This window comes from Amycolatopsis sp. NPDC004368, assembly GCF_053602515.1.
Genome location: NZ_JBSGDT010000046.1, coordinates 15,890 through 28,573 on the forward strand (window position 1 = coordinate 15,890; position 12,684 = coordinate 28,573).

The following is a 12,684-nucleotide window of genomic DNA, read 5'->3' on the forward strand; positions in this document are numbered from 1 at the left end:
CCGGCCCTGCCGCCTGCGGCACGCTCGTGCGGATGAGCTCGGATCCGAACGCTCCGGCGGAACGGGGACCCCATGACCACCTTCGACGGCAACGCGATCGCCGGCACCCTCAACGCGGTGTTCGGCGGCGAGATGACCGCGGCCGCCGGAACGTGTGCCGCGTGTGGCGCGACCGAACCCCTGGCCTTGCTGCGCGTCTACCGCGACGCACCGGGTGTGGTGGCCCGCTGCGCGCACTGCGACACCGTGCTGCTGGTGATCGTCGAGAAGCGCGGGGTGTCCTGTGTGGACGCTTCGGGGTTCGCGGTGCTGGAGCAGCCCGCTCAGCTCTGAAGCCGGCGCCGGGAAGTGACGTTGAGCTTGTCGTAGATTCGGCCGAGGTGCCATTCCACCGTGCGCGGGCTGAGGAACAGCCGCGCGCCGATCTCCGCGTTGGACAGTCCTTCGCGCACCATGCGCACGATCTGGGCCTCCTGCGCGGTGAGTTCCGTGCCGGTCTCGACCGACCGCTTGCGCGCGGTGCCGCCGGTCGCGCGCAGCTCGCGGCCGGCGCGTTCGGCGAAGGCCTCCATGCCCATCTCGGTGAACATGTCGTGGGCCGTGCGCAACTGCCCGCGCGCGTCGGCCCGGCGGCGGGCGCGGCGCAGCCATTCCCCGTACAACAGGTGCGCCCGCGCGCATTCGCCGCGCACCCGCGTGCGGGAAAGCCGCTCCACCGCCTCGCGGTAAGCGCTCTCGGCGGCTTCGCCGGTGGCGAGCAACGCGCGTGAGCGGGCCTCGACGCCCAGCCCCCAGTCGGTGCCGCCGGCCCGCGTGGTTTCCGCGAGCTTCGCGAACGCCTCCTCGGCCACCGCGGTCCGCCCCAGCCGGGTGGCGGCCTCGACCAGCTCCACCAGCGCCAGCCACGGTTCCACGCCCATCACCGGCGGCCGCTGCCGCGCGCTGTCGGCCGAGTCCAAGGCTTCGGCGTAGTAGCCGAGGCTGTTGCACAGCACCGCGCGCGAAGCGCCGACGATGAGCAGCCCGAACCCCTCACCCCGGCGCACGGCCTCGGCTTCGGTGCGGGCGATCACGTCACGTGCCTCGTCTTCGCGGCCGCGCCACGCGGCGAGCAGGAGCGACCCGTAGGTGGCCGCGGGGATGCCGGTCGCTCGCGACACCTCGGCCAGCTCGTCGCGCAGGTGCGCCGCGATGATCAGATCGCCCGCGTAGACGTGGGCGCCGATGTGCGACGCGAGCGCGAGCGGCAGGGTGTCGAGCGCGCCCATGTCCCGCGCGAGCTGCAGGTGGCGCGCGGTGTCGAGGGTCTGCTCGTCCCACATGTTCCCGGCCATGATGTGCGCGAGCCAGAGCCAGTGCAGTTCCTTGAGCGAAAGCTCCGGCGTGCGGAAGGCGCTCAGTGCCCGGCGCAGCATCGGCAACGACGGCGCGAACCCGGCGGTGAAGCGGATCGCGAGGCCGTCGAGGAGCAGGTCGGCCGGGCCCGGCGGCCGCGGCGAACGAGGAGCGGCGCGGGCCGCCTCGGCCACTTCACGCAGCTCGGCGGCGGTCGCGCCCGCGAACATCCCGGCGAGCAGGGCGTCGAGGTAGGTCTCGCGGGCGAGCCCCACGTCGAGCTCCTCGAGCCGGCGGGCCGCGGCGAACAGCAACGGAGGTGCCTCGCGGCCTCGGTTGACGGTCAGCGAGATCCGGCCGCGCAACAGGTCGGCCTTGGCCTTCTCGAGCCGGGCGAGCGGGCCCGCCTCGGCGATCGACAGCAGCCGCAGCGCCTCCTCGGGCGCGCCGGCCACGTGCGTGATGTGGGCCGCTTCGAGCGTTCGCTTCGCCCGCGTCGCCGGGGTCGCCGAGAGTTCCGCGGCGCGTTCCAGCATGGCCGCCGCGGCCGCCATGCCGCCCCGGGCCTGCGCTCGGCAAGCAGAGCGCACGAGCTGTTCGGCCGCTTCCTCGGCGGGCGCTTCCGCCGCCTGCGCCGCGTGCCAGGCGCGGCGGTCCAGGTCGGCGTCGGCGTCGGTGACCTGCGCGAGCGCCCAGTGCGCGCGCCGCCGTTCGCTCGGGGCGGCGGCCTGGTAGATCGCCGAGCGCACCAACGGGTGGCGGAACCGCACGTGCGTGCCGATCTCGATCAACCCGGCCGACAGCGCCGGTTCCGCCGCCTCGGCGCCGATGTCGAGCAGCCTGGCCGCGCGCCACAGCGTCACGGGGTCGCCCTGGGGTTCGAGCGCGGCGACCACGAGCAGGCGTTTCGTCTCGGAGCCGAGCCGGGCGAGGCGGGCCTGGTACCGCTGCTCGACACGCCGCGGGATCGTGGTCGCCCCGGCCAGCGCGAAGCCTTCGGCGAGCTCCTTCGGGCTGAGTCCGTGCGAGAGCTCCACCAGCGCCAGTGGGTTGCCGCGGGTCTCGGCGACGATCCGGTCGCGCACCCGGTCATCGGCGGGCAGGCGCAGCACGGAGTCGAGCAGCGCGCGGGCCGCCGCGTCGGGCAGCCCGCCGACGACGAGCTGGGCGACGCCCGTGAGGTCCGTGACCGGCGCCGGCTCCCGCACGGCGAAGACCAGCGCCACCGACTCGGCGACCAGCCGCCGGGCCACGAAGGCCAGTGCCTGCGCGGATGCGCTGTCGAGCCACTGCGCGTCGTCGATCACGCACAGCAGCGACCGCTCGCGCGCGGCCTCGGCCAGCAGGCCCAGCACGGCGAGGCCCACGAGGAACCGGTCGGGGGCGGGGCCGGGGCTGAGGCCGAACGCGGTGCGCAGCGCGACCCGCTGCGGGTCGGGCAGAGCCTCGGCGCCGTCGAGCATCGGCGCGCACAGCTGGTGCAGGCCGGCGAACGCGAGCTCCATTTCGGACTGGACGCCCGCGGCCCGCGCGATCCGGAACCCGGCGGCACGGCCGACGAGGTGCTCCAGCAGCACCGTTTTGCCCGCCCCTGCCTCGCCGCGCAGCACGAGTGCCTGGCTCTTGCCACCGCGGACGGAGTCCAACAGCCGCTCGAGTGTCTCGCGTTCCGCGCGCCGGTCCAGCACTCACCCACCTGCCCGTGTGCTCGTTGTTCCCATCCGGTCACGGCGACCAGCAGGCCCCCGCAGGATATCCCGGCCCGTCGGCGGCGCCGGGTACACGGCGTTCACCGAACGGTCCGGTTCGTCCGGGTTCACCCGGGTCCCGGGGCCGCGCCCGGGTCGGCCCGGGTTCGAAGCGGCCGGGGGCGGTCCAGCGTCGACGCCGTGCCCGACCCGATCCAGCCCCGTCCGGTGGCCGACGTCACCCTGCACGGCCGTGCGGCCGAGGTCCGCCGCCTCGACCGGCACGTGCGGGACGGCCGAGGCGCGCTCGTCCTGCGGGGCGCCGCGGGCGTCGGCAAGACGGCGTTGCTGCGGCACGCCGTTGCCGGAGCCCGAGGGATGCGGGTGGTCGCGGTGTGTCCGTCGGGACCGCGGCCGTATGCGGCGCTGTCCGATCTGTGCGCCGCGCTCGGCCAGGCGCCGCCGGAGGACTCCGGCCCGTTCACGATCGGCGTGGCGATGACGCAGCTGCTGTCCGCCGCAGCGCCCCTGCTGTGCGTCGTGGACGACGCCCAGTGCGTGGACGCGCCCTCGGCCCGCGCTCTCGCGTTCGCCTCGCGGCGGCTGCGGGGGCGAGTGGTGCTGCTCTTCGCCGAACGCACGCCGACCGGGGTGCTGGACGCGCTGCCCGAGCTCGCGGTGCCGCCGCTGTGCCGCGCCGGGGCGCGTGCGCTGGTGCGTTCGCTGGCGCCGGGGCTCGTGAACGAAGCAGTGGTGGAGCGGTTCGTCGCGGAGACGGGCGGGAACCCGGGTGCCATTCTGCGCGGCGACGCAGGTCGCCCGGCCGCCACGCTGCGCGCCCGGGTGCGGCGGCTCGACACCGCGGGCCGCACCCTGCTGCTCGCCGCCGCGGAGCCGACCGGTGACGTGGCTCTGCTGTGGCGAGCCGCCGCGCGGCTGGGGGTCGCGGCCGCGGAGCTGCAAGGACTGCTCGAGTTCGGGGAACTGGTGATGTTTCCGGACCCGGCTTTGCGCGCCTGGGTGTATCACGCGGCCACGGTCGCGCAGCGCCGCCGGGTCCACCGTGCGCTGGCCGAGGTGACCGACACCGACCGCCGCGCTTGGCACCACGCGCACGCGACGCCGGGCCCGGTCGCCGCCGACGGCCTCGTCGCTCAGGTCGCCCGTGCCCGCGCTCGGGGCGGCCCCGGCGAGGCGGCGGCGTTCCTCCGCCTGGCCGCGGCACTCACCACCACGCCCGGCCCGCACACCGACCGCACCCTGGCCGCGGCCTCCGCCGAACTCGACGCCGGACGCCCTGCCGCGGCGCTGCGGCTGCTCGAGACAGTGGACGCGCACCAGCCCGAGGCCGTACGGCTGCGGGCTTGGCTCACCTTCACGACGACCCGGACCCCGGCCGCCGCTGAAGCGCTTCTCCTGACCACGCGCGCCGCCCCGTCGAGCCGAGCGTGTTCCGATGCGCTGGGCGCCGCAATCCTCACCGGGGTGGCTCCCGGGGCGGCGTGCGGTTCGGCGGACACTCCGGTCACCGGTCTGCTCGCGCGCGAGGCCGAGGGGTTCGCACAGCTGCGGAGTGCTCTCGCGCCCACCAGGTCTTCGTGGTTGGCAGGATTCGCCGCCGCTGAACTGTGGGACGACCGGGCGTGGCACCGGGTGACGCTGGGCACGGCTGATCCGGTTGCCCTGCCCGACTTCCTCACCGGACGCGCGTTGTTCGCGCTCCACACGGGCGATTTCGCCGGAGCGACCGCGCTCGACGACGAGGCCGCCGCGCTGAGCCTGAAGCTGGGCCAGGCTCCGCTGACACACGTGAGGGTGCTGATCGCGGCTTGGCGGGGTCGGGCAGCCGGCCGCGCGTCGGGCGCCGGCCTCACCCGCTCCTGCGCGGACCTCGCTGACGCGGTCGCGGCCAACGCCGTCGGCGACCACCGGCGAGCCCTCGCCGCCGCCCAGCGCGCCGTCGACTGCGCCGCCCCGGCGACGACGGGCTGGGCGCTCACCGAACTGGTGGAAGCCGCGGTGGGCGCGGAGCGGACCGACATCGCCGCGCGGGCCCTCGACCGGCTCGTCGACCGCACCGACCGCTGCGGCACGGACTGGGCGCTCGGTGCCCAAGCCCGCGCTCGCGCCCGGCTTTGCCGCGACCGCACCGCCGGCGAGCTGTACACCGAGGCGATCGTCCGGCACTCCCGGACGCGCCTGCGTCCCCTGCTCGCCCGCACCCGCCTCGACCACGGTGAGTGGTTGTGCCGCCAGGGGCGCCACAGCGAGGCAAGCGAGCTCCTGCGTGCCGCGCACGACGCGTTCGCCCGAATCGGAGCGACGGCGTTCGCGGCCCGCTCTCGGCCATCCCGAGCCGGCCCTCTTGACCTCCCAGGAGACCGAAGTCGCGGCGTTGGCCCGCGACGGCCTCACCAATGCCGAGATCGGTGCCGCGTTGTCGATCAGCCCACGCACAGTCGAGTACCACCTGCGCAAGGTCTTCGCGAAGCTCGGCCTCACCTCGAGGACGGAACTCCACCTCCGTTCCGGAAACGAACCGGCGGCCCGGTGAAGCGAATCGGCGGAACAACCCCGCCCGAACACGAAAGTGAGGCGGCCCGGTGATGGGAACCCTCGTCGGCCGCGACCGCGAGAGCGCCCGGCTCCGAGCGCTGCTGGAGGGCGGCGGCGCGACCGTGGTCCGCGCGGCGCCGGGCCTCGGGAAGACCGCGCTGCTCGAGCACGTCGCGACAGCGGCTGTCGATCGGCGGGTCGTGTGGGTGCGCGCGGTGGCGGCCGAGGCGGAGCTGCCGTATGCCGCCGTGGATCTGTTGTGTGCGCAGCTGGGTGAGGTGCCGCGGAGCGAGGTGCTGGAGCGGGCGGTCGGTTCACGGCCCGGCCCGGTACCGGGGCCGCTCGCGGTCTGCGGGGCCGTGGTGGAGCTCCTGGAGCACGCGGCGAGGGATCGGCCGTTGCTGTGCCTGGTCGACGACGCGCACTGGCTGGACGAAGCGTCGGCGGCTGTCTTCGGCGCGGTGGGACGGCGGCGGCGAGCGGGGGCGGTCACGGTGGTGTTCGCCGAGTCCGGTGAGCGGGTGAGCGGTCTGCCGGCGATCGAGCTCGGGCCGCTGGGCCACGCCGACGCGCGACTGCTGCTGGACGCGGGGCTGCGGGAGCCGTTGGACGACGCCGTGCGCGACCGGATCGTGGCGGAGGCGCGGGGGAATCCACGGCAGTTGCTGGAAGCGCCCCGCTCGGCCACCGCGGGTGGGTACGGCGTGGCGCCCGTGGTCTGTCCCGAGTTCGCGGCCGCGGCCGAAGAGCTGACGGCCGAGAGCCGGTTCCTGCTCGTGCTCGCCGCGGCGGAGCCGCTCGGCGATCCGGTGCGCCTGTGGCGGGCTGCCGCGCGGCTCGGCGTCGGAGTCGAGGCCGCGCAGCCGTTGGAAGCCGCGGGTTTCGTCGACTTCGGGGCGTGGGTGGCGTTTCGAGACGCACGGTTGCGACAGTGCGCATACGGCGTCGCGTCCGCCGCGCACCGACGGCTCGCGCACGACGCGCTCGCGTCGGTGACCGACCCGCGGCTCGAACCCGACCGCCGGGCGTGGCACCTCGCGCAGGCGACGATCGAGCCCGCGGAAACCCTGGCCGACGACCTCGCGCGGCTCGCCGACGACGCCGGCCGGCGTGGCGGCCTCCCCGCCACGGCCGCGTTCCTGGAGCACGCCGCGCTGAGCACCGCCGACCCGCGGCTGCGTGCCGAGCGAGCGATCACGGCGGCCGACGCGCACCACGCGGCCGGCGCCGTCGACGCGGCGGTGCGGCTGCTCGCCGTCGCGGAGCTGGGGTCCCCCGGCGCTGCCGGGCGCGCGCGGACAGACCGGGTGCGGGCACGCATGGCGTTCGACGCGGGGCGTGGCGGGCCCGCGGTCCGCCGGCTGCTCGCGTCGGCCCGGGAGCTGGAACGGTGCGAACCTCGGCTCGCGCGACCCGCGTACCTGGAAGCGCTGGGGGCGGCGATCTTCACCGGCCACGTCGACGTGGTGCGGGCCGTGCTGACGCGGCCGGCCGGCCGCCGGCCGACCGGGTCCGACCGGCTGCTCGAAGGCGTCGCGCAGCGGTACACGGCCGGCTACGCGGCGGCCGTCGAACCGCTCAAGCTCGCCCTCAAAACGCTCGACAACGACCACGAGAGCGACGCCCGCTCCCGCCTGCTGGCGTGCCTCGTGGCCCCTGACCTGTGGGACGACGACACCTGGCACGACCTCACCCACGCCGAGCTCGCCGGGGCCCGCGCGAGGGGCGCCCACGCGACCCTGCCGTACGTGCTCACCCACCGCGCCCTCGCCGAAGTCCACTTCGGACGGTTCGCCGTCGCGGAGTCGCTGGTGGCCGAGGCCGAATCACTCACCCGCCGCATCGGCACGCCCGCGCTCCCCCACGCGGCGACGGCGCTGGCCGCGTGGCGCGGGCAGGAGCTCCCGGCGTTCGCCGAGTCCTGCTTCGAAAACGGCGGCGTGGCACTCGCCACCGCCCGCTACGCCACCGCAGTGCTGCGCAACGGCCACGGTGCCTACGCCGAAGCCGCCGACGCCACCCGCGAAGTCCTCGAACGCGACGGAATCGAACTGCAAGGCTGGTCACTCGTGGAGCTCGTCGAGGGCGCCGCGCGCTCCGGCGACCTCACCACCGCCGCCGCGGCCGCCGAGCAGCTGTCCGAACGCGCGTGCCTCAGCGGCACGGAATGGGCCCTCGGCCTCGACGCCCGCTGCCGCGCGCTGCTCACCGACGGCCCCGCCGCCGAAGACCTCTACACCGAAGCCGTCGATCGCCTCGGCCGTTCCCGCATCACCCCGCACCTTGCGCGCGCCCACCTCCTCCACGGCGAGTGGCTCCGCCGCCGCGGCCGCCGCGTCGACGCCCGCGGCCCGCTGCGCACCGCCCACGAAGCCTTCGTCGCCCTGCGCGCCGACGCCTTCGCCACCCGTGCGCTGCGCGAACTCCTCGCCACGGGCGAACGCGCGCGCCGCCGCGTCCCCGAAACGCACTCCCAGCTCACCCCCCAGGAGCACCGCATCGCCATCCTCGCCCGCGACGGCCGCTCCAACCCCGACATCGCGACCACCCTGTCGATCAGCCCGCGGACGGTGGAGTACCACTTGCACAAGGTGTTCACGAAGCTGTCGATCACCTCGCGCACCGAACTCCACCTCGTCCTCACGACCCCCGCGGACGGCTGACCGCCTCCTCACCCCTTCCGCAGATCAGGCGGCGGCGCACCCGGCAACCGCCTCCGCACCCGGTCCCAGGCACTGTGCATCGCCGCCTGCACCCCTTTCGACGTGTGTGTGCCCCAGCAGCCGCACCCCCACCCCGCACCCGGCGGGCAGCTCGGAAACCCCGGCACACCGCGGGCGCCCCGCCCAGCGTCGAGCGCAACAGTTCCACGAGCTCGGCTGGAGGCACCGCCCGCGACACCACGAACAAGCTCCCCACCACCTGGTACCACCACGTCCGCGTCGGGGTAGCGGTTCGTGAGCTCGGCGACGGCGTCGAGGTTCATGGTCGGGTCGTCGTGCACCGCGGTGTGCGGGCACGAACCGGTTTCCACGCCGACGACCCGCTCCGGTGCCGGCACACCCGCCAGCGTGCGCCGCACGTGCAGGGCGTCTTCGCTCGTGAAGATGTCGTTGGTCACCACCAGCGGGCGGTGGCCCTGCGCGACAAGCATCGGCACGAGCGCCTCGATGAGCGCGGTCTTGCCCGACCCGACCGGGCCGCCGATGCCGATCCGGGCGACGCCCGGCGTGCGCACGGCGGAGAACTCGAGGTGGGAGTGGTCCGCGTACTGCCGCGACTCCGGGTCGCGCACACCGCCCACGGCCCCAAGGAGCCCAAACCCGCCCACGACGGCCGGCTGCGCGACTACGTCACCAGCCGGCTGCAGCAGCGATGGTCACCTGAGCAGCTCTGTCACGCTCTGGTCATCGAGACCCCCAACGACGAGGGCATGCGAATGAGTCCGGAGACGACCTACCAAGCGATCTACGTCCAGGCACGCGGCGGGCTGCGGCGCGAGGTCGCCGCCGCCCTGCGCCCGCACCGAGTCCACGATCGTGACCCTCGTCGAACGCTCCACCCAGAACGTCATGCTCGGGCACCTGCCCGGCGGGCACACCGCCGAGGAAGTCCGCGACGTGCTGTACCGCTGATCCAGACCCTGCCCGAACACCTCCGCGGCTCGCTGAGCTGGCACCAAAGCTGCGAGATGGCCGCCCACAAGCAGTTCACCGCGACAACCGGAGCTGTCCATCCACAACGCCACAGAACTCGAGCACGTCGCCCAACAACTCAACAGCCGACCACGCAAAACGCTCGGCCGGACAACCCCAGCCGAGCGCCTGCGTGATCCACTGACAACCGCAGAAACCATCAGGGGTTGCGAGGACCCCAAGAATCTGCCGAGGGTCCGGGGTCGCTCGCGAAAGCAGCTGTCAGTCGTGGACCTCAGATGCCGAGCGCGTGCACTCCGCCGTCGACCATGATCATCGAGCCGGTGGTGGCGGGCAGCCAGTCGGACAGCGCGACGCAGACGGTCTTGGCCGTCGGGTCGGGATCGGAGCTGTCCCAGCCGAGCGGGGCGCGGTCGTTCCAACCGTCCTCGAGGTCGGTGAAGCCCGGGATGGACTTCGCGGCCATCGTTTTCATCGGGCCGGCGCTGACCAGGTTCACGCGGATGCCACGCGGGCCGAGGTCGCGCGCCAGGTAGCGGTTCACCGACTCCAGGGCCGCCTTCGCGACACCCATCCAGTTGTAGGCCGGCCACGCCACGCGCGCGTCGAAGTCCATGCCGACGATCGACGAGCCGCGCGAGAGCAGCGGCAGCGTGGCCACGGCCAGCGACTTGAACGAGAACGCCGACACCTCCACCGCGACCTTCACGTCGTCGGCCGGCGCGTCCAGGAACGGCGCGCCCAGGCACGTCTGCGGCGCGAAGCCGATCGAGTGCAGCACACCGTCGAGACCGTCGACGTGCTCGCGCACGCGGTCGGCCAGCGTGTCCAGGTGCTCCTGGTTGACCACGTCGAGCTCGATCACCGGCGCGGGCTTCGGGAGCCGCTTCGCGATCGTCTTCACGAGCGACATCCGGCCGAAACCGGTGAGCACGACCTCGGCGCCTTCCTGCTGCGCGATCTTGGCCGCGTGGAACGCGAGCGAGGCGTCGGTGATGATGCCGGTGATCAGCAGCCGCTTGCCTTCGAGCAGTCCGGGCAACGGGTTCTCCAGTCCAGTCGGTGGGAGTCGGGAAGGAAGGTCAGTGACCGAGGCCGAGGCCGCCGTCGACGGGCAGCACCGCGCCGTTGACGTAACCGGCCTCGTCGGAGGCGAGGTAGCGCACCGCGGCGGCGATCTCGGCCGGCTCGGCGTAACGGCCGCTGGGCACGTTGGCGAGGATCTCCTTCTTGCGGTCCTCGCTGAGCCCGTCGGTCATGTCGGTGCGCACGAAGCCGGGCGCGATCACGTTGGAGGTGATGTTGCGCGAACCGAGCTCGCGAGCCAGCGAGCGCGAGAAGCCGACCAGGCCCGCCTTCGCCGCGGCGTAGTTCGCCTGGCCCGCCGAGCCCGAGAGGCCGACGACCGACGAGATGAACACGAACCGGCCCCAGCGGGCGCGCAGCATGCCTCGCGACGCGCGCTTGGCGACCCGGAACGCACCGGTGAGGTTGGCGTTCACCACGCGCTCGAACTGCTCCTCGCTCATGCGCATCAGGAGCGTGTCGTCGGTGAGCCCGGCGTTGGAGACGAGCACCTCCACCGGACCCTGGTGCTCCTCGACGAGCTTGAACGCGGCGTCGATCTGCTCGGCGTCCGTGACGTCGGCCTGCACCCCGAAGAGCCCTTCCGGCGCGCCGGAACCGCGGTGGGTGATCGCCACCTGGTGACCCTGCTCGGCGAGGTCGCGGGCGATCGCCAGACCGATTCCCCGGTTGCCGCCGGTGACCAAGACCGACCGTCCCACTGCACGTCTCCCTCTGCTCGGTGTCGCTGAGCGCTTTCGCGCCGGAACGAGGCTATCGGCCGCGCGAGACGCCGCCGCACCCGCGTCCGGCCGGGCGCGCGAGTCCGGTGTGGAGGTTAGGGCCCGGCGCGCCGGTCCGTTTGTGCAGACCAGAGGGTTCCTACAAACGAGGGGAAGGCGGGGCGTGCGATCCGCACAAAACGTGATCAGGATCGCCGGGCCGCGGAGCCCGACCGTGGCCGGGAAGTCCCCTAAGGACAGGTAAGGAACAGCGCCGGGACCTTGCCGCACGCGGATCGGGTGGTCACCGTGAGTCGCGACACAGGAGGTCAAGGATGACAACCCGGATCCCCACCCCGGCCACCCGTGAGGGCGAGCGGCGGGTCGTCGGCAACGTGCTGCGCGGCTCCATCGGCAACCTCGTCGAGTGGTACGACTGGTATGCCTACTCGGCGTTCACGATCTACTTCGCCAAGGCGTTCTTCCCCGGCGGTGACGCGACGGCCCAGTTCCTCAACACCGCGGCCGTGTTCGCCGTCGGGTTCCTCATGCGCCCGCTGGGCGGCTGGCTGCTCGGCCGCTTCGCCGACCGCTTCGGCCGCCGCAGCGCGCTCGTGCTCTCGGTGTCGATGATGGCGTTCGGCTCGCTGCTCATCGCCGCGACGCCGGGCTACTCGGCCATCGGCGTCGCCGCACCGATCCTGCTCGTGCTCGCGCGGTTGTTGCAGGGCTTGTCGGTGGGCGGTGAGTACTCGACGTCGGCGACCTATCTGTCCGAAGTGGCCACCCCCGGCAAACGTGGGTTCTATTCGAGCTTCCAGTACGTGACGCTCGTCGGCGGGCAGCTGCTCGCGCTCGGGCTGCAGCTCATCCTGCAGAGCGTGCTCACCGAGGCGCAGATGGGCGACTGGGGCTGGCGCATCGCGTTCGTGGTCGGTGCCGTGGCAGCGGTCGTGGTGATGGCGTTGCGGCGCAGCATGGACGAGTCGGCGAGCTACGAGCGGGTGGTCGCGGAACCGGGATCCGGGTCGGGCGAGCGCGGCGCGTTGCGCACACTCGTCAAGTACCCCAAGGAGATCGCGCTCGTCGTCGGCCTCACGCTCGGCGGCACGGTCGCGTTCTACACCTACGCGACCTACACGCAGAAGTTCCTCGAGAACACCGCCGGCATCCCGCGCCGCACGGTGACGTGGATCCTCTTCATCGCGTTGCTGGTCTTCGCACTGCTGCAGCCGGTGGCCGGCCGGCTCTCGGACCGGATCGGCCGGCGGAAGCTGCTGATGTTCTTCGGCATCGCGGGCACCGTGCTCACCGTGCCGATCATGACGACCATGGCGCACACGAAACAGCCGGTGCTCGCGTTCCTGCTGCTGCTCGGCGCGCTCGTGATCGTGACGGGATACACGTCCATCAACGCGATCGTGAAGGCGGAACTGTTCCCCACGCACATCCGCGCGCTCGGCGTGGGCCTGCCGTACGCGCTCACCGTCGCGATCTTCGGCGGGACGGCCGAGCTGATCGCGCAGGCGCTGAAGAAGGCGGGGCACGAGTCGCTCTTCTTCTGGTACGTCGCGGGCTGCATCCTCGTGTCGTTGATCGTGTACGGGACAATGCGCGAAACGTCGCGTTCGTCCGCCCTGGAGCGTGACGAGGACTGAGCGG

Annotated in this window: 8 protein-coding genes and 2 pseudogenes; 6 read left to right on the plus strand and 4 right to left on the minus strand. The window is 73.4% G+C overall.

The genetic code is table 11. The features are described 5' to 3' along the window. Positions 1–72: 72 nt before the first annotated feature. Positions 73–333, plus strand: coding sequence for a DUF6510 family protein (locus ACWEOE_RS37620; protein ID WP_452017860.1), 261 nt, complete (start codon positions 73–75; stop codon positions 331–333). On the opposite strand, the gene ACWEOE_RS37625 is transcribed toward ACWEOE_RS37620, so the two are convergent. Further along, the gene (locus ACWEOE_RS37625) at positions 324–3,023 is read right to left on the minus strand and encodes an ATP-binding protein (protein ID WP_452017862.1); all 2,700 of its coding nucleotides are present in this window, start codon (positions 3,021–3,023) and stop codon (positions 324–326) included. The genes ACWEOE_RS37620 and ACWEOE_RS37625 overlap by 10 nt on opposite strands. Positions 3,024–3,308: 285 nt before the next feature. Here ACWEOE_RS37625 and ACWEOE_RS37630 point away from each other — a divergent pair. From ACWEOE_RS37630 to ACWEOE_RS37640, 3 genes and pseudogenes are all read left to right on the plus strand, one after another. After that, a pseudogene (locus ACWEOE_RS37630) lies at positions 3,309–3,605 on the plus strand (ATP-binding protein); the annotation flags it as partial. A 1,705-nt stretch (positions 3,606–5,310) separates the two neighbouring features. Next, positions 5,311–5,577, plus strand: a complete 267-nt coding sequence (locus ACWEOE_RS37635; RefSeq protein WP_452017927.1) for a helix-turn-helix domain-containing protein — start codon at positions 5,311–5,313, stop codon at positions 5,575–5,577. A 52-nt stretch (positions 5,578–5,629) separates the two neighbouring features. Beyond that, entirely contained in the window at positions 5,630–8,242 is a 2,613-nt protein-coding gene (locus tag ACWEOE_RS37640) for an AAA family ATPase (protein ID WP_452017864.1), read from the plus strand. Positions 8,243–8,250: 8 nt separating this feature from the next. On the opposite strand, the gene ACWEOE_RS37645 is transcribed toward ACWEOE_RS37640, so the two are convergent. Beyond that, the gene (locus ACWEOE_RS37645; RefSeq protein ID WP_452017866.1) at positions 8,251–8,883 is read right to left on the minus strand and encodes a GTP-binding protein; all 633 of its coding nucleotides are present in this window, start codon (positions 8,881–8,883) and stop codon (positions 8,251–8,253) included. 3 nt (positions 8,884–8,886) lie between these two features. On the opposite strand from ACWEOE_RS37645, the pseudogene ACWEOE_RS37650 reads away from it, so the two are divergent. After that, positions 8,887–9,424: pseudogene (locus ACWEOE_RS37650) on the plus strand (transposase); the annotation flags it as partial. 85 nt (positions 9,425–9,509) lie between these two features. Here ACWEOE_RS37650 and fabI read toward each other — a convergent pair. Together fabI and fabG are read right to left on the minus strand one after the other, a co-directional pair. After that, positions 9,510–10,277 (minus strand): enoyl-ACP reductase FabI, encoded by a 768-nt coding sequence (gene fabI / locus ACWEOE_RS37655; RefSeq protein WP_452017868.1) that lies wholly within the window; start codon positions 10,275–10,277, stop codon positions 9,510–9,512. Between the two features lie 40 nt (positions 10,278–10,317). Next, a complete protein-coding gene (gene fabG / locus ACWEOE_RS37660; protein ID WP_452017870.1) occupies positions 10,318–11,022 on the minus strand; it encodes a 3-oxoacyl-ACP reductase FabG in 705 nt (234 codons plus the stop codon). A gap of 335 nt (positions 11,023–11,357) precedes the next feature. On the opposite strand from fabG, the gene ACWEOE_RS37665 reads away from it, so the two are divergent. Continuing rightward, positions 11,358–12,680, plus strand: coding sequence for an MFS transporter (locus ACWEOE_RS37665; RefSeq protein WP_452017872.1), 1,323 nt, complete (start codon positions 11,358–11,360; stop codon positions 12,678–12,680). Positions 12,681–12,684 lie beyond the last annotated feature (4 nt).

What these genes read in the sequence shown, in the direction of transcription:
- ACWEOE_RS37620 (WP_452017860.1), top strand. Translation starts at nt 73, where the DNA reads ATGACCACCTTCGACGGCAACGCGATCGCCGGCACCCTCAACGCGGTG.
- ACWEOE_RS37665 (WP_452017872.1), top strand. Translation starts at nt 11,358, where the DNA reads ATGACAACCCGGATCCCCACCCCGGCCACCCGTGAGGGCGAGCGGCGG.
- ACWEOE_RS37640 (WP_452017864.1), top strand. Translation starts at nt 5,630, where the DNA reads ATGGGAACCCTCGTCGGCCGCGACCGCGAGAGCGCCCGGCTCCGAGCG.